The organism is Sphingobacterium bovisgrunnientis (genome assembly GCF_009829085.1).
Lineage (GTDB): Bacteria > Bacteroidota > Bacteroidia > Sphingobacteriales > Sphingobacteriaceae > Sphingobacterium > Sphingobacterium bovisgrunnientis.
Map to the genome: position 1 here is coordinate 1 of NZ_WUQY01000006.1, position 23,598 is coordinate 23,598.

Below are 23,598 nucleotides of genomic sequence, written 5' to 3' on the forward strand. Positions count from 1 at the left end.
ATGGCGGTAGTTGAATTTTTGCAAATTAAATATAGCAATCCCTGCTATATAAATTACCGCCATTTTTTACCTTATTTGGGACGCTTCTGACTTGATTTAATTTATCGCCTTTCAAAATTCTATGTTTTTCACATTCGCGTTAGAAAGATATTTAACTTTCTATGATCTCGCGCAAGCCGCGAGAGGGTCATTCTTTTTTACATCAAAAAAGAATGCAAAAAAACTTGTCGCTAGAAACCTTCGCAACAATGTTTCTCCTTTCTACAGTTTTGCAAAAGTTTATCTGGTGACATTTTGATTAACTGTGAGGATATATTATAAGGAAATATTGTAACTACTCAGGTTCTTTTTTTTCTTTCTTGACTTGATCTCAAGGCGTATTTTTTTCATTTTTCATTTTCAGGAATTTAGGTCATTTTATCCACATTTCACTGTATAACTTTTACTCTTATTTTTAGGTTTTTAGGCTTTAAATGCGGTTTTTTGTAGTTATCAGAACGGCCATAATGGATAACAAGAACTTTACGAAATTAGTTGAATTGCTCGAACAGGAATCAGCGGCCCGTATCGCATCTGAAACATCCAGATTAGCCGAAAATGCAGCTTCTGAGCAAATCATTTCAGATCTGAATGCTACTATTAAACAACTTAATGAAACCATAGGTGGGCTTCTGGAAGAAATACGTTTGCTAAAGGGGCCTAAAAAAAATAGTAGAAACAGCTCTCTTCCTCCTTCAAAAGATGAAAACAGCCCTCCTCGAACCACTAGTTTACGAAAATCCAGCGGAAAGTCTTCCGGAGGTCAAAAGGGGCATGAAGGCAGTACTTTAAAGATGAGCGCTTGCCCTGAGGACATCGTAGAACACAGTCCGGGATTTTGTAACTGTTGTGGATTGGATCTGCAAGACTTTCAGGCAGAATTGACCAGTTGCCGGCAAATGGTTGATATTCCTCTCACCAAGCCTTTGTACACCGAACATCGCATCTTCAGCAAAACCTGTTTATGCGGACACCAGACTACAGCAAGTTTTCCTTCCGGGGTCAATGCTCCTATTAGTTATGGTCCAAAAACCACTGCTCTGATCGCTTATTTGCATACCCGGCAATATGTTCCTTTGGCAAGGATCAGCGAGTTCTTTAATTCGGTATATAGCATGCCTATCAGTCAGGGGACTGTTAGTGGTATTCTGGATCGCTTTGCCAAAAAATCACTACCCGCATTAGAGCTAATTAAGCAGACCATTTGTAAATCCACTGTGGTTGGGGCAGATGAAACAGGTATGAAACAAAATGGACAATTGAATTGGTTCTGGACGTGGCAAAACAAATTGGCTACCTATATTGCCTGTTCGGCAAACAGTGGGATAGCAACCATTAAAGAACATTTCCCAGCGGGATTTCCAAAGGCGATTCTTGTTCATGATTGCTGGCCTAGCCATCTTAATACCGAGGCTGCAGGTCATCAGATATGTACAGCACACTTGCTAAGAGAGCTGAAGTTCTTGGAACAGAAATATCAATCTAAATGGGCTACACAGTTTAGCCGGATGCTTATACTAGCCTTGGAATTGAAAAAGTCAATACCTCTTGACCAATATCTGGAACCGATGCGTGAAAGAGCTCAACTGGAAAACACGCTCCATAACTTAATCAACCACAAGATAGATCCACAGCAGATAGAAGTTATCACCTTCCAAAAAAGGATCACTAAATACAGAAAACACCTCTTTACATTTCTTTACAATAAGGATGTGCCCCCCGATAACAATACATCCGAGCAAGCAATTAGAAATATCAAGGTCAAACAGAAAGTATCTGGAATGTTCAAATCGAAAAATGGAGCACAAAACTATGCGACAATAAGATCTGTTGCCGACACTTGTATTAAGAACTCACAATCTGTCCTCGATGCTTTCTACAGCATTGCTATTCTATAGTACCTGAGTGGTTACGATTAATAAACAATTAAACTTTGTTTAAGTTTTGTTTTTGTTGTTTTAATTTAATTTATTAATCTCTATTTAGGATGTGAGTTCTTGTGATTTAATTTGCGTATAAGCCGCTTGTAAGATGTAAATGAATAATAACATGTTGGCGTCAGAAATCAAAAAAAATTAATATATTTAATTACAAAACCTTGATTAATAAAGGACGTAAGGTTTGTGTTAACCAATCTCAATATTCCAATTATGAATAAATTAATCCTTGTTGAAAGTATTGATGTGGGGAAGTTTACATTTCATGGTTATATTGTTGGAAGGGGGGACAATATTTTATCTTATTGTATATTCGTCAATGATATGGATGTTCCGTTGATAGAACTGCTTCCAGATTTAGAAAGAAATGTTAAAATTGCTGTTAATAAAGATATTTTAAACTTCATCAACAATAATAAAACTCCTGATAGAAAGTTGCGGATGGGTTATTTCAAGCAATTTTATAATTTTATTATTGCAAGTGAGAAGAAAGCTTCTTATATGGTATTCAAAAAGCAAAAGTTAAACTATATCAAAAATTCAACTGAAATTCTGCGTATTAAAAAAACTTATATCGATAGTTGATAAGCTTTTTATCTCCTTGACAACCTAACCCATTCTACCAACCAATACCTAAATAAATTTTATGAAATTCAGTTTAACATTTTTGATGTTTCTAATCTGTCTTAAAATTGTAATATGTCAAGAAATCAATTCGTTTATAAAATTATCTAATTCATACAATAACCTATATCCCAAGGAAAAAATCCACATACATACGGATAAATCAAGTTACTCTACTGGCGAAACTATTTGGTTTAAGGCCTATGTTAGCATTGGTGCGGAAAATTCCCTTTCTGCATTGAGCAAGATTTTACATGTAGATTTAATTGACATTCACGATAAGTTGATTGTACAGAAAAATGTTGTATTAGTAAATGGGCTCGGAGTAGCTGATATACAATTACAGGATTCTTTGCCCGAAGGGATATATAGATTACGAGCCTATACCCGTTGGATGCGTAATTTTGAAGATCAATACTTTTATGATCGACAAGTATTAATAGGAAATGTAAGAAATGATGCAATATTTTCAGAAACTAGTATTGATAAAAATCAAATTCGGGTAAATCTAAAATCTAGAGAAGGTTTTCCATTAAGGGAACGGAATATTATCAGTGAGTTGATTAGAAATGGCAAAGTTATTGAAAAATTACAAACAGTCTCAAATTCTTATGGTGTTGCAATTTTCGACTTCAAAAAGGAAATAGAGTCATACGATATTATTACTTACCGAATACAGCATTCCAATACAAGAGATGTTATTAAAAATATTTATGTCAATGAATTCAATAAAAATTCTTCTGTTAAAATTTTTCCTGAGGGAGGAAGTTTAATTAATGGAATTGAGACTGATATTGCAGTAAGAGTTTTAAATGACAATGGATTAGGTAATAAAGCAAAATTGTTTTTAATGAATGGGCAGGACACATTACTGTCAACAATTACAAATGAGCTTGGTTATGGTAAAATTCGATGGATCCCATTCATCAGTGATGAATTATTTTGCGTAGCAGAGTTTGAAGATGGAGCCATAACTAAAGTGCAAATGCCTAGCATATTAAATTCTGGTCTCGGTATAAAAATAAATCAACATGATAATTTTACTTTAAAAGCTTCCTTACGTAAAACCTTAGATTTTGAAATAGATAAAGGTTTGTTTTTCGTGGTTCATCATCAAGGAAAAATCTATTTTAATAAAGAAATTGAGGCCTTCACAGATGAAATTGAGCTTGAAATGAATACCAAGATATTGCCAAGTGGATTGCTATCATTAACAATTTTTGATAAAAATTTCAATCCAATGGCAGAACGATCATTTTTTAACATTTCTTCAAATCTGCTGAATCCAATACGTATTTATACAGACAAATCGATTTATAAAACAAGAGAAAAGGTTGGTGTTACTATACAATTAAAAGGCGATAGTTTACAACCACGTATTGGCGCTTTTTCAGCAAGTGTATTGAATCTAAATAGAATTGATGTATTCGATCATTATCAATCTCCCAATATTTTCACTTCATTTTTACTTCAATCAGGTTTAAATGGTTTTATTGAATCCCCAAACTATTACTTTACTAATGATACACTTAGATTGTATGACCTAGATTTAATTGCATTATCTCATAATGCTAGAAATTTACAATGGACTGCAATTGATACAAATCGAGTGTTGAAATATGAAGTCGCCCAAGGGATAGAAATAAATGGGAATTTAAAAAATATTGGTAAGAATAAGCCAGAAAAAGGAGCAAAAGTGAAATTGTTTCTCAAAAATAATAGGCAAAAATATAGTGAAAGAACTTCAGACGATAACGGGGATTTTAGTTATAGTAATTTGTTTTATCCAGAAGGAACAGAATTTCATATAAAGGCTGAGAGTGCTAATCGTAGAGCACGTATTGATATTGAAATCTATGATGAGGACAACCTTGCACCAATTAATAAAAGCAGAAACAGCCCATTGATTACCAATGATGTGAATAAAAAACTTCATAAGGAACTTCTTTTAGTAAAAGAGAATTTTAATGCTCTGGAGAAAGTTGGACTGATGGAAAAAATCCACCACATAGATGAAGTTGTGGTATCGGGAGTACGTAATAATGCATCTCCTCGTTCAAAAAATTTGAATGGACCTGGGAATGCGGATTATGTGCTAAATGCCAAGTATTTGGAAGATTTCAATACTATTGAAGAAGCTGTGTTGCCGTATTTACGTATTTATAATTCTTTCGAATGGCCAAGAAGTATTTCTATTTTTTTAGATGGTCGTTATTTGGATCATGAAACGGGACGCAATCTTCCTATTGAAGCTATGGAATCTGTGGAGATACTTAGTCACGATGTATATACCACTATATATTATGGGGCGGTTCCTAGAGGACATGTGGATACTGTTATAGTTCTCACTACCAAAATCGGGCATGATGGTTATAATTCGAATCAAAAAGAATACGGTCAAATTAATTATATCCCTAAAGGGATTCATATTAATTCTTCATTTTTCAAACCAATTTATTCTGTAGATACAGATAGAAGTAAATTTAATGATTTACGTTCTACGATTCATTGGGAGCCTAGTATTGTAGTTGGAAAATCGGGTTTTGCACAATTTGATTTCTTTACAGCAGACACACCTGGTATATATGAACTGACGCTAGAAGGTTTGGAATTAAATGGATTATTGGTAAATAAAAAAATATATATCAATGTTGTTGATAATTAGTTCAAGGGAAGAGCAGGACAGTGTAATGCAAGTGTTTTGTTAGTTTTATTTGAATAAACAACATAAATTAATTTACTAATTATTCCGTGATGAAAAATCTCTGGCTGCATATATTGATGTTAGTTATAGCTGTAGTTAATTTAAAGGCTCAATCTAATTATGTGTCTTCAGTTTGGCAGCCGGATCTAAATAATGGAAAGTATAAAAATCCTATAATTTATTCTGATTATTCAGATCCTGATGTTATCAGAGTAGGTGATGATTTCTATATGACTGCATCGAGTTTTAATGCTGTTCCGGGTTTACCAATTTTGCACTCGAAAGACATGATTCATTGGGAAATAATTAATCATGCCATACCAAAATTAGAGGGCGAAGGAATTCCGACTGATTTTTTTAATAAAACACAACATGGTAATGGTATTTGGGCGCCTGCTATACGATTTCATAAAGGTGAATTTTATATTTACTATGGTGATCCAGATTTTGGGATATATATGACCAAAACCACAGATCCCCGAAAAGAATGGGAACCATTGGTACTGGTTAAGGCAGGCAAAGGTTTGATTGATGCTTGTCCTTTTTGGGATGATGATGGAAATGCTTATTTAGTACATGCTTATGCGGGAAGTCGTGCAGGAATAAAAAGTTTAATTGCTATCACAAAACTTTCCGTTGATGGCCGTAAGGCAATCGGCACTAGCAAGACTTTATATGATGGACATGAAATCGATAAAACTATCGAAGGTCCGAAAATGCATAAACGTAATAATTATTATTATATATTTTGTCCGGCAGGTGGAGTGGCTACGGGTTGGCAGACGGTTTTGCGTTCAAAATCAATTTTTGGACCTTATGAACGTAAAATCGTGTTAGAACAGGGAAATACAGAGATTAATGGTCCTCATCAAGGCGCTTGGGTGGATTCACCTGACGGTAAAGATTGGTTCTACCACTTTCAAGATGTAGGTGCATTGGGACGAATAGTTCATTTGCAACCCATGACCTGGAGAAATAATTGGCCAGTAATTGGAGTAAATTCTAATCAAAAAGGAATTGGATTTCCAACATCTACATTTGAAAAACCTATAAAAATAATAGATGTGAAGCATCCACAAGAGTCTGATGAATTTAATTCTAACTCATTAGGGCTGCAATGGCAATGGCATGGAAATCCACAAGATTGGTGGCATTACTGTAATGCATCTAACGGTTTACTTTCTTTGTATTCTGTATCCAATGCACCTCATTATAAGAATTTATTTGATGTTCCAAATTTATTATTACAGAAAATACCTGCGCCAATATTTACAGCCACTACGAAAGTAAATTTTAAAGCTAACCCTCAAGCAAAACATGAACGAACAGGCTTACTCATTATGAGTATGGATTACTCACTCTTGTCAATCGATTATGATGAGCGTGGTTATACATTATCTCAAATCGACTGTTATGGAGCAGAGAAGGGTAGTCAAGAGCGCGTGAATGCTTCAGTAACTTTGAAGAATGGAAATGTGTATTTACAGATGAAGTTTCAAAATACAAACACGTCGCAATTTTATTACAGTCTTGACGGAAAAAACTTCCAGCCTATAGGGAAAATATTTAAAGCGAGAGAGGGAAAATGGATTGGTGCAAAGATTGGATTATTTTGTTCTCGTTTTAACCCGTTAAATGATGGGGGTCAAGCCGACTTCGATTGGTTTAGAATTACTAAATAACGCTAGTAAGGTTGAAGAATTATGTTGATAGTGTTTAGATGCCACTTTATACATGATTTATAATATACAGTTAAAATCGTTTGTATGAGCAGTGAGGTGTTGAAATATCTTTAAGATTTTAATTGTGTAGATTTAAAATTGTTAATAAAAAGTTCTTTGTGTTGTAATTTCAATACATATCATTAATTTAGTGTTATGATCAATTTAAACGAATATTTTGAGGGAGCCGTTAAATCTTTGGCTTATGATAACGGTGGGAAATCTACCGTAGGGGTAATTGAGGCAGGGGAATTTGAGTTTGGTACTTCGACACCTGAAACTATGTTGATTATCGAGGGTGAGATGAAAGTGTTGCTTCCTGGAAATACTGCATGGCAAATTTTCTCAGCCGGACAGCAGTTTGAGGTAGCGGCAAATGCATCATTCAAAGTGCGCGTAGATACACCGACGTCTTATTTATGTAAATACAAATAGGTATTACAGTAGAATTTAAAAAAGTGGAATCAATCTATTAATTGTAGATTGATTCCACTTTTTTTTGTAAAAGAGTTTTTGGCATTAATTGCTTGGGTATACCCTAGAAGATATATTTTATTTTTAAATGGAAAATCATCTCAATTTCACGAATGCCCAACTGCTCGAGGAGTGGTTGAAAGCTGACTCTTATCAAAAATTATTAGCAAGCCTAGATGTAATATCTGTAGGAATGGAGGGTTTAGATATTATTATACAGCTAAAATCTGTATATCCACATCTTCGTTTCGGATATATGTATCATACCCCATTGAATGAATTTTTAGATACTAAAGGTTGCCCTATTTTGTATAATTTCACTTATATACCGCTGGATATCCGAGTAAAAAGTCTGATTGGTGATGTGTATAGTGTTCAATATATTAATAGAAGCATAGTTCATCAAACATTAAAGCATTTTTCTGATCGAGTCCTCATCTTAGGTGGATTGACAGATGCTACATTGATTCGGCTTTTGGATTTTTATAATTTTAATCAGAAGAAACTCTTATTGCGAAGACCTATGTATTTTGAAACATCTTCCTTACGCGGTAGTATTAATAAGTTTTTGCGCTTCTCCAAATTACCATCACATATTCATGTGATGGATACAATCAAGATCAATCGCTGTTTACAGAGATTGGGACACACCACAACCATGAAGCAGTTACATGATGAAGTTTATGCCCATTGGTTTGCATTGATCTGTAAGTTGTTAAAGCTTCCTAATCTAGATATGTGGGACACTCCAAGAATTCGAATAGAAGCAGGATTGTATTATTAGGTTATTTTATGTGCCTTTGAGGTAATATAATATCAATTTATTATAATTTTTACGGTTTTCCGTATTGAAGTGTCAATTTTTTTGTAGTATTTTGTAGATACAACCAGTTATTATATACATGATTAAATTACCCAATGATATTGATTTAGATTTGTCTAAGGCAAAAGCTATTAAAGAGACTGAAAAGTATATCTGTTATGAATTCGATAATTTGATACTTAAGGTATACGATAAAAATGAAAGTCTGGAAGATAATAAAGATGATTGTACTAAATCTTTAGATGGGGATATGATTAAATAAATTACAAAACATCATCTAAAATAATGCAGTTGTATTATGTGGCAGTTTTTATGCAGTAGTATAGTTGAGGATAACCTGCGGTAATATTATTTAAACTGCTGCAGGTTATTTTGTTGATTTTTTTTGTACTATTTAACATCCCAAATTAGGAGAGTCTACTATGTGGTTATAGCCCCTTTCCCTCGTGGGATTGATCTTAGATGCTATTAAGTTTAGTGCCTTACAACCCAAGATAATCCATTTTCAATGATAGCGCGTATCTAAATACAAGTTTAGTTGATGGTATTTACTTTTTCAATTAGCAATTGAAGATTTGTACCTTTACGTTATGGAAAAACAGCAAAACAACCCATTGCATGGAAAGAGATTGGATACTATTATCGAAGAGTTAGTCGTTCATTATGGCTGGGAGGAAATGGGACGAAGGATAATGATTCGTTGTTTTAATGATACCCCCAGTCTTAAATCTTCATTAGTATTTTTGAGAAAAACTCCTTGGGCACGCGAAAAAGTCGAACAATTGTATATAAAAACCTTTGCTAAGTAATCGTTTATTTGTTAAAATTGTTTGATTTTGAATGTAGCTACTTGTAGAAGTAGCTAAGTATGGAGCAAAAATAAGTCGGTAAAAAGTTGTCCATTTTAATATGAATACCAGTCGTTGGAAAGTATGTGAAAAATGTGTTGGGCGTGGTAAAAAGAGTCGTCGTTTGACAAAAAAAGCACGTATACAATATCAGTTGGCTTATGAAAAATATCTCCAATCCAATGAAAAGTTAGCCGTTCCGGCTCGTCCCAAAGCGAGTATGTTTGATTGCCCAGATTGTATGGGGACAGGATTATTGTTGACAGCAGATTATCTTATTCCCAATAGAGATAAGTTTCCACATGTCGGCATTATTGGCGCGGGTATTGGTGGGGTGGCTCTTGCAGTAGCATGTCTTCATCGCGGTATTCCATACACACTATACGAACGTGATTGTGATTTCAATACTCGTTCTCAAGGTTATGGTTTGACTTTACAGCAAGCAAATCGTGCTCTCAAGAAATTGGGTATTACAGCGTTAGCTGAGGGGATTATTTCAACACGACACCTTGTGCATACCACTGAAGGAAAGGTGATCGGAGAGTGGGGAACCCGAAAATGGACGAAATGTGAATCTGTTAATAATCCAAAGAGATCTAATATGCATGTAGCCCGTCAAGCGCTTAGACAAAGTTTATTGACATTGTTGTCAGATTCTACAGGTTTAGAGTGGGGACATCAGTTTATGGATTTTGAAGAAGGGGGAGATGGGAGTCTAATGCTTCGTTTTCTGGTAGATGGTGAAGAAAAGTATATTAAAACTGATTTGTTAGTTGGAGCAGATGGAATTAGAAGTAGTGTACGGAGCATGTTATTGACAGATGATGTCAAGCCATTGCGTTATTTGCAATGTATTGTAATATTAGGTATTTGTTTTCTGAATGATTTATGTAATATAGACTCTGACTTGTTGGATGGTAGTACAGTGTTTCAAACCGCTAACGGTAAAGATCGTATCTATGTCATGCCGTATTCGTCTAATGCCGTGATGTGGCAATTGAGTTGTCCTATGGCAGAAAGCGAAGCTAAAGAATTGAGTGCAAAAGGAGCTTTTGCATTAAAAGAAGTGGCATTAAAACGTTTGCAATGGCATTCGCCTATTCCTCAAATTATTGCGGCTACAGATGCTAGTTATATATCAGGCTATCCAGTGTATGATCGTGAAATATTGGATTCTGAATTAGAGGAAAATGGTGCAAACGTTACTGTGATAGGAGATGCAGCACACCCTATGAGTCCTTTTAAAGGACAAGGCGCGAATCAAGCACTGTTAGACGCTCTTGCGTTAGCACAAATAATTTACAGCACTTTCCATTATACGGGTTGGAAGAAAGATGAGTTAAGAGCACAAGTGTTGACGCCTTTTGAAAAAGAAATGATGGAGAGAAGTAGTGTAAAAGTTAAAGATTCCGCGGCTGCGGTTGAGGTATTACATTCAATGAAAGTATTTGAGGGCGGTGATCAGCCTAGAGGATTTCGTGAGAAAAAATAGCTTTTATTATTCATCTTCTTCCGCAAGATAAATTTCATGAACCAAAAAGCGTGTATTTTTGCTAGGTATTAGCATATCTTCGAGATCTTCCGAATCAATAGGGTATAATGTTTCATTTGCTGAATCCAATAATTCAGAATCAGGAATGAGCTCAAAAAGGGTTGTGGTGTCAAACGTCGAAAGTTCTTCGACTTTAATGTATTCCACATTTTGTGCTTTCCAACTGTTCAAGATCGTTTTCGTAAATAATTGATAGGGATTTTTGTTTTGCACATTCATGTCTGCAAATATAAGCGTATTACCTCAATAATGATTTTTAGGTGATATAAATTTCATTAAAAAGTTATTATTGAAGGTAATTAATTAAATTTTTTAGACAAAACGTCGAATATTCTTTTGAAGAATGACTGCGGTAATTTAATGTACATACCATCTTCCCGTTCTTCGATGCGGTAAATTTTGATATTATTATTTTGGCCTACCGCACCTTTACCATCTACTAAATCAAAACTGTGCCGATGAAATGGACAGAAAAGCTTCCCTTCTTCACACCACCCATTTGCTAAATTGGCTCCAGCATGTGGACAAGTGTATGATGTAGCATGCCAGTTGCCTTCATGATAAATCAAACAAAACTTTCGTCCCTCAAGTTTAAGTAATTGTATTGGTGCTTTTATTTGTAGTGCACTAGAAGGAATTTTAATCCATTTCATTAGATTAAATATACGAAAAATAGGTTGATTTAAGAGTTCACATACTCGGATATGTACCTTTGTCTAATAAAAAAGCTCAATTAATAATTGAGCTTTTTTATTTGTGGAGTCGGAGGGATTCGAACCCTCGTCCAAACATAGTATGATTTACGCTTTCTACATGTTTAGCTTCTCTTTGATTGTCGAAAGAGGGAAGGTGAGTCGCTTACCTATACCGTTCTCCGTATTTGCTGAGTCTTATCACTACTTAGCAAAATCGCAGTGACCAGTTCTATTGTTCGATGCCCCTAATGTTAAACCAAAGAACAGGATCTAACGGGACAAATAGCTATGTTAAGTCTAACTTAAGCAGCTAAGGCGTAGTTTTCTTCGCCAGTTATAAGTGTGAAAGTTCAGATTAAAGTGCTCTACTAACAACGCACTACATGCTTACATAACCATCGCTATCCTGTCAATTCCGGTCGACCCCAATATGATTATGGACTACAAAAATAGTGAAAAAACATGAAATTATCAAGCTAAAGCTATTTAATACGTCCCGCCCGAAAAATAATTGGAAAGATTACACGGCGCACTTCTTGATTTCCCCATGCCTTACGTAAGTCGTTTTCGATTTCCGAGATAGGGTTATAATTGTTTTTATCACTGAAGTGATGAACTGCCGACCAGGTATTTAGGTAGCCAATCAAATGATCAAAACGCCATAGTTTAATATTATTGATTTCTGGAGTTTCCAATTCTCTGAAAGGAAAAGGTATTTGTTGATAGCGATTTTGGATATGCCTGCGTTCTGGATCCCAATATTCTCCAATGATAATGGAGTAAAAGTGGCGAATAATTTGGTCAATTTCAGGAGTTATAGTGTTGAGTTCATAACCTATTAAGGCAATAATACTATTCGGCTTGCCAACACGCTTAACTTCAGAATTGAATTTTTCAATGTCAAACCAATGTACTGCTTGCGCGACAGTAATTAAATCAAATGTATTGTCTTCAAAGTTTGTTTTTTCAGCAGGCTGAATAGAATAATGAATGTTATCACTTTGAAAAGCATGATTCAATTGTTGTTCACTTATGTCTGTTGCTTCTACGTGTTGAAAATCTTTAGATAATTCTAGTGCTACTTGTCCGTTGCCGGTTCCGCAATCCCATGCGTTTGCTTTTTCATTCAACAACGGATAAATAAAATCAAATATAGCTTGCGGATAGTCTGGTCTATATTTGGCATATTGCTCGGGTGAAACAGAAAAATTATCTTTCATGGCTTAAATGCTTAGTTCTAATAAAGTTAACTTTTTTTAATCGTATTCCCACACATCTGCGATTAGATATTGTTGCTCATTTTGAATAATTACAATATCTCTATTGTAACTAATTCTAAATTCATCATCACGAATTACGGTGCGAAAAATGATTGTTTTATTAGTCTTATCTACATTCTTAACAATAGATTCCTGTACGCTAATATTTCCCCAGTCTTGTCCTGAAATTAGAAATCCGATATGCAAAGGATGTACATTGGGTTTATAAATTTTCTGCCACTTTTTTTTAAATTCATCTTTTGTAAGGCTTTCTTCCGTGTCCAAATCTACATTCATAGCATCCATTTTAAATTCATAATATTCGGGAGTTGTAATCTCTTTCATATCTGAATTAGTACCATCGAAATGTTCAATAATGGCTTTTTCAAGCCAATCTTTTGCTGCTATTGTGTCGAATTCATCTTTTTGAAAATTTGTTTGTAGAGATTTATTGTCTGAATAATTCGAAATATTTTTTGAGTCAGCGGATTTTGTAGGTTGTTGGCAAGCGAAAAGGAAACATGCCGATATAATATAAAAGGTTCTCATATATGCACAATTTATAGCTTAAATATACAAAATATGATAGCGGCATTGTGAATAAAAATAGGAGTTAAAAATGAATTAAACTCCCGTTTCTGTTTAGATAGATAGATTCGAATATTTTTTAGCCAATTTTGAAAGAGGTCATCGTAAGCGACCCTGCAACGGCTTGATCGTTGAAAATGTCTATGTTTTCATTTTTCTCTTGGAGACCCAAAGCGTATAGCATAGGGATATAATGCTCAGGAGTCGGGATGGCCAATTCAAATTCCTTGCCTTGCTTGTGGTATTCAATCAGAGGAAGGTGATTGCCATCACGAATGTAGGTTTTCATAGTTTCGTCCGCGTATTTTGCCCAATCGTAAGCATATCCTGTACTGTTTAAATGTTGCCAAGACACCATTCTCAAGTTATGGACATTATTTCCACTTCCAACAATCAAAACACCTTTATTGCGCAAAGCAGCAAGTTCTTTTGCTAACTTGTAATGATACGCTGGCGGTTGTGTGTAGTCAATGCTCATTTGTATCACTGGAATATTTGCATCAGGGTAAAGGTGCTTGATGACGGACCATGAGCCATGATCGAGCCCCCATTTATCGTCTAAATGTACGTCTGTACTTGTAACTATTTCCTTTGTCAATTTCGCTAATTCAGGGCTACCAGGAGCGGGGTATTGCACTTCGAATAATTCTTTTGGAAATCCACCAAAATCATGGATGGTTTGCGGCATATCCATAGCCGTAACAAAAGTTCCCCTTGTTTCCCAATGTGCTGAAACAACTAGTATAGCTTTCGGCTTTTCAATCTTTTTACTGATATCGCGAAAGCCTTGTACAAATTCGTTTTCTTCAATGGCATTCATAGGGCTTCCGTGACCTAAGAAAAGAACGGGCATTTTACTTGTATTTTCTAACTGTGTAGAAAAGGTGTGTAATTTACTGAGTTTATAAGCAGCTCCAGATAAAGGGAGTGCAGCGGCTGCGGCTAAAAATTGTTTTCTATTCATTTCTTCTTGCATAGTATCATTCTCAATTACTATACAAAGGTCAGAAATATTGGATAGGGGTAGGTATGAGTTTTTGGAAAAAATGTTGTGATTTTAGGAAAGAAGATTTTTCATATCTTCTCTAAATTCGGTTGGCGTTTGTCCAGATTTCTTTTTAAATACACTTGTGAAATAGGCTTTGTCGTGATATCCTAGTTCAAAACCAATTTCTGCAACGCTTTTATCTGTGGTGAATAAGAGTTTTTTAGCTTCAATTAATTTTCGGGTCTCAATAATTTCTGATACAGGAAGATGTAATATATGTTGTGTTATTGTATTTAAGGATTTGCTGCTCATAAAAAGTTTTTCTGCATAGAAGTTAACTCCTTCAGGCCTTCTGAAATTTTCTTCCAATATCTGCAAAAAGTTACGAAATGTGATATTCTGGTTATTTGTAATATTTTGATTGTCATTATATGCTTTTTTACGTTCACTCTCGACGATTGTGAATAGGGCAGATAATAATTCTCTAATGATGGACAATTCAGGTGTCTCACTGCTGTACTCTTCGTATATGAGTTTGCAAATCGTATCAAGTCGGATCGCATTTTTGTGATCTGAAAGCGTAAAATTAGCTTTGTCGTGGTAATAATTATAGAGTTGAAAAGTAATTTCTGGAATAAATTCACTTTTGAATCGTATGGACCATCCATCAAATTGCTTATCGTTTAATTCAGGAGATAGGCGATGAACCTTACCTTTGGTTACGAATGAGATGCACGGCGCAACTATGTTTTGTGTTTTATAATCTATGAAATGTGTTAATTTTCCCTTTAACACTATAATTAACTCCTCATGATCGTGTTGATGCGGATCATTTGGGTTATTCGCGATGGATTCCACTAATGATTCGTCTATTTTGAAGATATTAAATAGCTCGTGCATACCTAAAGATACTTTTTTTGATGATGAGTTTTATGAAATTAATGAAAATTGATTTTTTGTGTAAATAATTCTATAAATTTTGGATTTATGAGTGATTTTTTGTTTTTCACATAATTTGAAAACATTTTTAGTATTTTTATTAACAAAAAAATGATAAAAAAGTAATTTATGTCTTGTTTTTATAAAAATTTTGCACTTACTTTGGTTTAGAATTGAAAATTAACCAAAAATAATATGCAAACTAATCAAAAAAAATCCTTCGTTCCACTAATTGTGATTGCAATTTTAGTGATTTTGTGTTTATTCTTTCCCGGTGTGCCCGATGTAAGCAAAACTTACGAGTATAATGGTGCTGATGTAGCATGGATGTTGGCATCCACAGGGCTAGTTTTGATCATGACTCCAGGTTTAGCTTATTTCTATGGTGGTATGGTAAAGAAAAAGAATGTAATCTCTACCATGTTGCAGAGTTTTATCTGTATGGCTGTAGTAGCAGTTCTTTGGGTAGTCTTTGGCTTCTCACTAGTGTTTGGAGAATCTCTTGGTGGAGTAATCGGAAATCCTTCCACATTCTTCATGTTTAATGGTGTGGTAGATGGACCTCCTTGGCCAGGTGCGCCGACGATTCCTTTTACGTTGTTCGCTATGTACCAATTGAAATTCGCAATTATTACTCCAGCTCTTATTACTGGTGCAGTAGCAGAACGTATTAAATTTACTTCTTACGTATTGTTTATTTGTCTGTTCTTCGTATTCATATATGCTCCTCTTGCGCATTCTACATGGCATCCAGATGGGTTGTTGTTTAAGTTAGGTGTGTTAGATTTTGCTGGTGGTACAGTAGTACATATGTCTGCTGGTTTGACTGCATTGGCTGCTGCTATTTATATGAAAAATGGTAAACAATTTAAAGAACATACTCCTGCACGTATTACATATGTATTATTAGGTACAGGTTTACTATGGTTTGGATGGTACGGTTTTAATGCTGGATCAGCTTTTGGTGCTTCTCAACTAGCAGCTACAGCTTTAGCAACTACATCCACAGCATCTGGAGCTGCAGCTTTAACATATATCTTCTTTGATGCAGCGAAAGGTATCAAGCCTTCTGCAATGGGGGTATGTATAGGTGTGGTCGTAGGTCTTGTAGCTATTACGCCGGCAGCAGGTTTCGTAACTGTTCCGCACTCATTAATAATTGGTGCTGTAGCTGCTATTGTAAGTAGATTGTGTATCGCTTGGAGAACTAAATCAAACTTGGATGATACTTTAGATGTATTCCCTAGCCACGGTGTTGGTGGTATGGTTGGTATGTTGTTAACTGGTGTATTTGCACATAGTTCTATTAACAGTGTTGTTGAAACTAATGGTTTATTCTATGGAGAGACAGGTCTTTTTACCGCGCACTTAATTGGTTTAGTCGGAGCAATTGTGTTTACTCTAGTTGTAGCATTTGTGTTATTGAAAGTTGTTGATACGATTACGCCGATCCGAGTGAAAGAAGAAGAGGAAGAAGAAGGTCTTGATCTTTCGCAACATGGTGAAAAATTATAAGTAGAAATTTTTAATTAAGTGATTAATACAAAATAAAGAATCCCTCCTTAATATTATCTAAATTGTGTATTACTCGGCCTTTGGTAATGGCCGAGTAATTTTTTTGCGATAAAAATAATTCCATTAGTAGTTGTGGCTTGTAATTTTTGTACCTTTGCGTCATCAATTCAAACTATGAGTGACGCTATAAAACACGAGTGTGGTATCGCACTGATCAGATTACTAAAACCCCTCTCATATTATCAAGAAAAATATGGTACGCCTTACTACGGGATAAACAAGTTGTATCTTCTTATGGAGAAACAGCATAACCGTGGTCAAGATGGTGCGGGTATCGCTACAATCAAATTTGATGTAAAGCCTGGAAATAGATACATTAGTCGCTATCGCGCAATGGGGTCTACAGCTGTAGCGGACATCTTTGAATATGTTCAAAAGAAATTTGCTGCGGTTCAGAAAGCTTATCCAGCTGAATCAAAAGACACACAATGGTTAAAGGACAATGTTAGCTTTACTGGTGAAGTATTATTAGGGCATTTGCGCTACGGTACACATGGTAAAAATAGTATTGAAAGCTGCCATCCTTTCTTGAGACAAAACAACTGGATGACGAGAAATCTTGTAGTTGCTGGTAATTTCAACATGACTAATGTTGATGAGTTATTGCAGCAATTGTATGATTTAGGTCAACATCCTAAAGAACAGGCTGATACTGTCACTGTTTTGGAGAAAATCGGTCATTTCTTAGATGATGAAAACCAGGAACTTTTTGATCAATTCAAAAAAGAAGGGTATTCAAATATTGAAATTTCAGCTCAAATTGGTAAAAACTTAGATGTAGCAAAAATCTTAACGCGTTCAGCTAAAACTTGGGATGGAGGGTATACGATTGCTGGAATTATGGGGCATGGAGATGCTTTTGTAATGCGCGATCCATCAGGTATTCGTCCAGCATTTTATTACCAAGATGATGAGGTGTTAGTCGTTGCTTCTGAGCGTCCTGTTATTCAAACTGCATTTAATATTCCATTGCACGCGGTTAAGGAGATTAAACCTGGTCATGCCCTGATAGCCAAAAAAGATGGTACTGTTACCGAAGAAATGTTTAGACAGCCTTTGGAACAAAAATCTTGTTCTTTCGAACGCATCTATTTTTCACGTGGATCGGACGCAGATATTTACAAAGAACGTAAGCAGTTGGGTAAACTTTTGTGTCCTCAAGTGCTAAAGACTTTAAATAACGATATTAAAAATACGGTTTTTTCATTTATTCCTAATACTGCGGAGGTTTCATATTACGGTATGATGGAAGGAATGAATACCTATGTTCGTGATTATCAAAAGGAAGTTTTGTTAAATCGTGATGAGAAAATTTCGGATGAGGAGTTAAATGATATTTTGAGTTTACATCCTCGCTTCGAGAAGTTAAACATCAAAGACGCAAAATTGCGTACATTCATTACGCAAGATGCTGATCGTCAAGATATGGTGCAACATGTGTACGATACGACATATGGAATCGTTCGCGATCACCAAGATACGATTGTAGCAATTGATGATTCTATCGTACGTGGTACAACATTGAAACAATCAATTTTGACTATTCTTGATCGTCTTCATCCAAAGAAAATAATCATCGTTTCATCTGCTCCACAGATCAGATATCCCGATTGTTATGGTATTGATATGTCTCGTATGGGAGAATTTGTAGCTTTTGAGGCAGCAATAAATTTGTTAAAAAAGAACGGATTATCTCATATTATTGATGAAGTGTACCAAAAATGTCTTGCATCAATAGCAATGCCGAAGGATGAAGTTGAAAATTATGTAAAAGCAATTTATGAGCCTTTTACTGACGAGGAAATTTCACAAGAAATTGCTCGTATTGTTAAACCTCATAATTTGAATGCAGAATTGGAAATTATCTTCCAAACTTTGGATAATTTACATAAAGCTTGTCCGAACCATAAAGGTGATTGGTATTTCTCTGGAGATTACCCTACGCCAGGCGGTAATAAAACTGTGAATAGAGCGTATATGAATTGGGTGGAAGGAAAGAACGTAAGAGCTTATTTCAGTAATTAATAAATCCTATATATTAAAACTAAAGCTAATCGAGAAATCGATTAGCTTTTCTTATATAATATTGATACACTATTTTTCAAGGTAGACTCAAACAGTATATGTTTGAGGTTTTGTTGGTTAATCCTCGATCTGAACAAGATCGTCTCCATCATGAAGCCACTCTGTAGCATCTATGAAGTTTTCCAAATTTGTGATTTCTAAATCTTTAATCATATTCTTAATTTTTGTTATTCAAATATAGAACCTGATTATTAGTGTAGTGTGTTTTTAATATTAAATTTAAGTTAAGCTGATTCAGCTTAATATAACACCATCTACATAATACCACTTATCCTGAACTTGTTTGAATGTTGATTTTTCATGATGTACATTTGTATTCATTGTACCATCTACATAGTGAGCTTTGAATTCCACAGTATTTAATTTCGATTTTACGATTTCCAAAAACATCCACTTACATTCCTTTGCCCAATTTTCTATTTCCTTTTTGTTTTGATATCCTCTTGTGCTAGTATGATAAGTATTGTAGATGAAGTCTATATTGTATGTGACATAAGCAGTATATCTTGCGCGCATTAGCTCTTCTGCGGTGGTTGCTTTTTGTAAATCTTGGTGAATGATGTTGCAACAATCGTTATATGTATTTTCACTGCCGCAAGGACAAATTTCGAGTTGAGACATTGTTAATAATTTTTTTACAAACTTACATTTTCTTGCTAAAACATGCGTAAAACGCTTTGTCGGATTTATGTTAAAAATGTGACAAACTATTTAGTTCAAAAATGCGTTCTAGTATAAAAATCATACAGTATGGGATCATTGAAAAATGAAATTATTGGGACGTGGAAGTTATTATCTTATATCGAAGTTCCGGTGGGTGGTGAGGAATATCTATTTCCTTTAGGAAAGAATCCAAAAGGGATTTTGATATTTAGTCCAGATGGCTATATGTCTGTACAGATATCAGTCAAAAATCCTTTAAAATATGATTCTGAAGATCGATTCTCTGCTACAGATGATAGAATTGCTGCTCGATCAAAAGAATATATCGCTTTTACAGGTAAATACAAAACTGATAATGTCTTATCACATGTAATTTATAATATTGAAACAGCATTAAATCCAAATTGGGAAGGCGTTAAGCAGGTTAGAAAGTTGGATTTTGAAGGCGATATTTTATATCAAAAATCTGTAGAACCGATTTCTTCCAATGGACAAATGGTGCATGCGTATATGACGTGGCAGAGGAGTCCAAAATTAATGGATATCGAAAGTTTAGATAAAGAACTCGAAGAGTTATATTAAAGAAAAATGGGTTGGTTTATTAAAACCAACCCATTTTGTTTATTTGATAGTGATAAACTTATTATCACCTTCCACCACAATATTGATTAAATCTTTTTGACGTAAGCTTTTCGTAGCTGTGTCCCATTTTTTACCAGACAGGCCAGATTTATCCTTAGCTTCTGCTAAAGTTTGTTTCTCTTCGGATAAAATGCCTATAACTATTTTTTCATCTTCAGATAGCTCTACAACAGGTTCTGTTTTCTCTGGACGCATTTGTGGGAAGAATAATACTTCTTGAATAGATGCATTATTCGTTAAGAACATAATTAATCTATCCATACCGATGCCCAGGCCCGATGTAGGAGGCATACCGTATTCCAAAGCTCTCAAGAAATCTTGATCAATAAACATCGCTTCATCGTCACCTTTTTCAGAAAGCTTCATTTGCTCTTCAAATCTTTCGCGTTGATCGATAGGGTCGTTTAATTCTGAATATGCATTTGCAATTTCTTTACCACAAACCATCAATTCAAAACGTTCAGTCAATTCAGGATTGTCTCTGTGCTTTTTGGTTAATGGAGACATTTCAATTGGGTAGTCAGTAATGAACGTGGGTTGAATGAAGTTTCCTTCACATTTTTCACCAAAGATTTCGTCGATCAATTTGCCTTTACCCATGGTATCATTTACATCAATGCCCATGCCTTTTGCAGCTTCACGTAGTTCGGATTCTGATTTTCCAGCAATATCAAAACCAGTGAATTGTTTGATAGCATCAGCCATTGTAACTCTTGGATATGGAGCTTTGAAATCAATTTGGTGTTCACCAAACGTAGCTTTACTTATGCCATTAACAGCAATCGCGCAGTGCTCCAATAGACGCTCTGTAAAATCCATCATCCAATTGTAGTCTTTGTAGGCTACGTAAATTTCCATTGCTGTGAATTCCGGATTGTGTGTACGATCCATACCTTCATTGCGGAAATTTTTAGAGAATTCATAAACACCTTCAAAACCACCAACGATTAGACGTTTTAAGTATAATTCATTCGCAATACGTAAATACAAAGGAATATCCAACGCATTGTGGTGTGTGATGAATGGGCGTGCAGCTGCACCTCCAGGGATTGCTTGCAATACTGGCGTTTCTACTTCCATATAACCTGCGTCATTAAAGAATTGACGCATAGCATTGAATAGTTTTGTACGTTTTACAAAGATATCTCTGTTTTGTGCGTTTACAATCAAATCCACATAGCGCATTCTATAACGTTGCTCTGGATCGGTAAAAGCATCAAAAGTCTTTCCGTCAGCTTCTTTTACAATTGGAAGTGGACGCAATGATTTCGTAAGTACAGTTAGTTTTTCGGTATGAATTGATGTTTCACCTGTTTGAGTCGTGAACACATATCCTTCTATTCCAACAATATCACCAATGTCCAATAACTTTTTAAATACCGTATTGTAGAACGTCTTATCCTCACCAGGACACAAGTCATCGCGTTTGACGTAAACTTGGATACGACCTGTAGAATCTTGTAGCTCAATGAAAGATGCATTACCCATGATTCTACGGCTCATGATACGACCCGCAATACGAATACTCTTATAATTGATTTTATCTCTTTCGTAGTTTTCTAGTATATCTGCCGCTGTGACATTTACCTTGTATTCATCAGCAGGATAAGGGTTTATTCCTAGGTCGATGATACCTTGTAGGTTTTGTCTACGTTGTAGTTCCTGTTCGGATAGTGAAATACTCATGTTTTATCTATTTTCAAATAATGAGCAAAAGTAAGAAAAAGAGTAGATAAAAGTGATTTTTATATGTATTATATACGAAAATAATGTAGCTTTGTGCTTTATTCAAATCCATCGAATTTCGTGGAAAAATAATTAGTGTGTTGATAAATATTATTTTGGAATTAATTTTAAAATAAGTTATCTTTGCACCTCAAATGTTAGCATATATAGTAATCATAAGATAAAATGAAAAAAGATTTACATCCATCAAACTACAGATTAGTTGTATTCAAAGATATGTCAAATGACTATGCTTTCTTAACTAAATCTTGTGTAGACACAAAAGAGACAATTACTTGGGAAGATGGTAACGAATATCCAGTAGTGAAATTAGAGATCTCTCATACTTCACACCCTTTCTATACAGGTAAAATGAAATTGGTTGATACAGCAGGTCGTATCGATAAATTCCGTACACGTTACAACAAGAAATAATTATAATTTAACGATTATATATAGAAAATCCCGATATGTATTTATCGGGATTTTTGTATTTTTAGCGAATGAGTATTTCCCTTGTCTTATTTGATCGATTTGAAGCTAGAGAAGAATTATTGCCACTTGTAGCTACTCGTCCAATTGGAAATCTTCGGGTTGGAGCTTTTACTTTAGATAAAAAGTGGTCTGAGATTTTGCGAATACCGAATGTTTCATATCTGACAGAGGATTTTCTTTCAATCAAATTTCCGCTAAATATCCCAACCGAGGAAGTATTAGTAATTAAAGCGAATATACTTCCAAATGAAATTCTTCTTGAAGCACTAAAAAATCTACGATTAAATCAACGATTAGTTGATCCGGATGGTGAATGGATCGCTTTTAGAACCAAATCAAAGATTAAATCTGATATAATAGAAGATTTGAATTCAGAAGAATTTACTTTAGTGGAGTTTATACAGGAATATCAATCCTTAAAATTTCTTGAAGATATTTTTACATATAATGCGGCGCAGATAGCATTTGATTATTCTTTTATCGAAATAGAGTCACTATATCATTCGAACATTGGCATTACAATTATAGGAGATAAGTATAAAATTACATCTTCGGCAAAGCTTTCTGCATGTACATTAAATACATCCTCAGGAGCTATTTTAATTTTGGATGGAGCGATTATAGAATCCGATTGTGTGATACATGGTCCAGCTGTGATCGGAAAAAACGCGCGACTAAAATCGGGTACGGTTATATATCCTAATGTGACTATAGGAGATAATTCCGTTGTGTGTGGTGAGTTGAATAATGCAGTTATTTGGGGTAATTCAGCCAAAGGACATTATGGTTATTTAGGGTGTGCAGTGGTAGGTGAGGGGTGTAATTTGGGGGCTGGTACAACGAATTCTAATTTGAAAAATGATTGGAATACCGTAAAAGTATATTCGTATAAGGACAATAATTTCCGTAATACGGGGTTATTAAAATGTGGTGTTTTCATAGGCGATCACAGCATGTTGGCAATATCTTCCAAAATAAATACAGGTACAGTAATTGGAGTAGGGGTTCAGGTCGCAATCTCGAATTTTATTCCCAAATTTGTGCCGGATTTTTCATGGCTTTCTGATGGAAAGTCTGAAAGTTATATTTTAACAAAATTTTTAGAAATGCTTTCTCGTAAGGCAGAAGTAAAGCGGGAAGACTTTACAAAAATGGATAAGGAAATATTAGAGTATATTTACAAACAAACATTGAGATTAAGAAATTATTAATCAACCTTAAT

22 protein-coding genes and 1 other RNA gene are annotated in these 23,598 nt (G+C 34.8%); 14 read left to right on the forward strand and 9 right to left on the reverse strand.

Translation table 11 applies throughout. The features are described from left to right. Nucleotides 1-506 precede the first annotated feature (506 nt). From tnpC to GOQ16_RS04560, 9 genes are all read left to right on the forward strand, one after another. Nucleotides 507-1,937: an IS66 family transposase gene (tnpC, locus tag GOQ16_RS04520; RefSeq protein ID WP_160068225.1), complete on the forward strand. Its 1,431-nt coding sequence runs from the start codon at nt 507-509 to the stop codon at nt 1,935-1,937. A 252-nt stretch (nt 1,938-2,189) separates the two neighbouring features. After that, nucleotides 2,190-2,561, forward strand: coding sequence for a hypothetical protein (locus GOQ16_RS04525; protein ID WP_160068226.1), 372 nt, complete (start codon nt 2,190-2,192; stop codon nt 2,559-2,561). 61 nt (nt 2,562-2,622) lie between these two features. Continuing rightward, a complete protein-coding gene (locus GOQ16_RS04530; RefSeq protein ID WP_160068227.1) occupies nt 2,623-5,265 on the forward strand; it encodes a hypothetical protein in 2,643 nt (880 codons plus the stop codon). 89 nt (nt 5,266-5,354) lie between these two features. Further along, nucleotides 5,355-6,986 carry a glycoside hydrolase family 43 protein gene (locus GOQ16_RS04535; RefSeq protein ID WP_160068228.1) on the forward strand — a complete coding sequence of 544 codons (1,632 nt, stop codon included), beginning with the start codon at nt 5,355-5,357 and terminating at the stop codon, nt 6,984-6,986. Nucleotides 6,987-7,181: 195 nt separating this feature from the next. Further along, nucleotides 7,182-7,460 (forward strand): pyrimidine/purine nucleoside phosphorylase, encoded by a 279-nt coding sequence (gene ppnP, locus GOQ16_RS04540; RefSeq protein WP_160068229.1) that lies wholly within the window; start codon nt 7,182-7,184, stop codon nt 7,458-7,460. Between the two features lie 127 nt (nt 7,461-7,587). Then, on the forward strand, nt 7,588-8,283 hold the full coding sequence (locus tag GOQ16_RS04545) for a hypothetical protein (protein WP_160068230.1): 696 nt from the start codon (nt 7,588-7,590) through the stop codon (nt 8,281-8,283). A 118-nt stretch (nt 8,284-8,401) separates the two neighbouring features. Next, nucleotides 8,402-8,584, forward strand: a complete 183-nt coding sequence (locus GOQ16_RS04550) for a hypothetical protein (RefSeq protein WP_160068231.1) — start codon at nt 8,402-8,404, stop codon at nt 8,582-8,584. Between the two features lie 328 nt (nt 8,585-8,912). Next, nucleotides 8,913-9,131: a VF530 family protein gene (locus GOQ16_RS04555; protein ID WP_160068232.1), complete on the forward strand. Its 219-nt coding sequence runs from the start codon at nt 8,913-8,915 to the stop codon at nt 9,129-9,131. A gap of 100 nt (nt 9,132-9,231) precedes the next feature. Next, a complete protein-coding gene (locus GOQ16_RS04560; RefSeq protein ID WP_160068233.1) occupies nt 9,232-10,662 on the forward strand; it encodes an FAD-dependent oxidoreductase in 1,431 nt (476 codons plus the stop codon). A 6-nt stretch (nt 10,663-10,668) separates the two neighbouring features. Here the strand turns inward: GOQ16_RS04560 and GOQ16_RS04565 are convergent, their stop codons facing one another. The 7 genes from GOQ16_RS04565 to GOQ16_RS04595 form a co-directional block, all read right to left on the reverse strand. Continuing rightward, entirely contained in the window at nt 10,669-10,941 is a 273-nt protein-coding gene (locus GOQ16_RS04565; RefSeq protein ID WP_160068234.1) for a hypothetical protein, read from the reverse strand. An 80-nt stretch (nt 10,942-11,021) separates the two neighbouring features. Then, the gene (locus GOQ16_RS04570) at nt 11,022-11,375 is read right to left on the reverse strand and encodes a Rieske (2Fe-2S) protein (RefSeq protein ID WP_149914614.1); all 354 of its coding nucleotides are present in this window, start codon (nt 11,373-11,375) and stop codon (nt 11,022-11,024) included. 101 nt (nt 11,376-11,476) lie between these two features. Then, nucleotides 11,477-11,844: a transfer-messenger RNA gene (gene ssrA, locus GOQ16_RS04575) on the reverse strand. Nucleotides 11,845-11,899: 55 nt separating this feature from the next. Further along, nucleotides 11,900-12,637 carry a class I SAM-dependent methyltransferase gene (locus GOQ16_RS04580; RefSeq protein WP_160068235.1) on the reverse strand — a complete coding sequence of 246 codons (738 nt, stop codon included), beginning with the start codon at nt 12,635-12,637 and terminating at the stop codon, nt 11,900-11,902. 36 nt (nt 12,638-12,673) lie between these two features. Then, on the reverse strand, nt 12,674-13,225 hold the full coding sequence (locus GOQ16_RS04585) for a hypothetical protein (RefSeq protein ID WP_160068236.1): 552 nt from the start codon (nt 13,223-13,225) through the stop codon (nt 12,674-12,676). 118 nt (nt 13,226-13,343) lie between these two features. Next, a complete protein-coding gene (gene ygiD, locus GOQ16_RS04590; RefSeq protein WP_160068237.1) occupies nt 13,344-14,228 on the reverse strand; it encodes a 4,5-DOPA-extradiol-dioxygenase in 885 nt (294 codons plus the stop codon). 93 nt (nt 14,229-14,321) lie between these two features. Continuing rightward, a complete protein-coding gene (locus GOQ16_RS04595; protein ID WP_160068238.1) occupies nt 14,322-15,152 on the reverse strand; it encodes a helix-turn-helix transcriptional regulator in 831 nt (276 codons plus the stop codon). Nucleotides 15,153-15,386: 234 nt separating this feature from the next. Between GOQ16_RS04595 and GOQ16_RS04600 the strand changes: the two genes are divergently transcribed. Together GOQ16_RS04600 and GOQ16_RS04605 are read left to right on the forward strand one after the other, a co-directional pair. Continuing rightward, nucleotides 15,387-16,706, forward strand: a complete 1,320-nt coding sequence (locus GOQ16_RS04600; RefSeq protein ID WP_149914609.1) for an ammonium transporter — start codon at nt 15,387-15,389, stop codon at nt 16,704-16,706. 174 nt (nt 16,707-16,880) lie between these two features. After that, the gene (locus GOQ16_RS04605; protein WP_160068239.1) at nt 16,881-18,791 is read left to right on the forward strand and encodes an amidophosphoribosyltransferase; all 1,911 of its coding nucleotides are present in this window, start codon (nt 16,881-16,883) and stop codon (nt 18,789-18,791) included. 294 nt (nt 18,792-19,085) lie between these two features. Here the strand turns inward: GOQ16_RS04605 and GOQ16_RS04610 are convergent, their stop codons facing one another. Further along, nucleotides 19,086-19,472: a YchJ family protein gene (locus GOQ16_RS04610; protein ID WP_160068240.1), complete on the reverse strand. Its 387-nt coding sequence runs from the start codon at nt 19,470-19,472 to the stop codon at nt 19,086-19,088. Between the two features lie 129 nt (nt 19,473-19,601). Between GOQ16_RS04610 and GOQ16_RS04615 the strand changes: the two genes are divergently transcribed. Beyond that, nucleotides 19,602-20,096, forward strand: a complete 495-nt coding sequence (locus tag GOQ16_RS04615; protein WP_149914676.1) for a lipocalin-like domain-containing protein — start codon at nt 19,602-19,604, stop codon at nt 20,094-20,096. A 39-nt stretch (nt 20,097-20,135) separates the two neighbouring features. Here GOQ16_RS04615 and lysS read toward each other — a convergent pair whose 3' ends face one another. Further along, nucleotides 20,136-21,842, reverse strand: a complete 1,707-nt coding sequence (lysS, locus tag GOQ16_RS04620) for a lysine--tRNA ligase (RefSeq protein WP_204987422.1) — start codon at nt 21,840-21,842, stop codon at nt 20,136-20,138. A gap of 225 nt (nt 21,843-22,067) precedes the next feature. Here lysS and GOQ16_RS04625 point away from each other — a divergent pair, with 225 nt between their 5' ends. Together GOQ16_RS04625 and GOQ16_RS04630 are read left to right on the forward strand one after the other, a co-directional pair. Next, on the forward strand, nt 22,068-22,316 hold the full coding sequence (locus GOQ16_RS04625) for a type B 50S ribosomal protein L31 (RefSeq protein WP_149914675.1): 249 nt from the start codon (nt 22,068-22,070) through the stop codon (nt 22,314-22,316). A 68-nt stretch (nt 22,317-22,384) separates the two neighbouring features. After that, nucleotides 22,385-23,587: a putative sugar nucleotidyl transferase gene (locus GOQ16_RS04630; RefSeq protein ID WP_160068241.1), complete on the forward strand. Its 1,203-nt coding sequence runs from the start codon at nt 22,385-22,387 to the stop codon at nt 23,585-23,587. Nucleotides 23,588-23,598 lie beyond the last annotated feature (11 nt).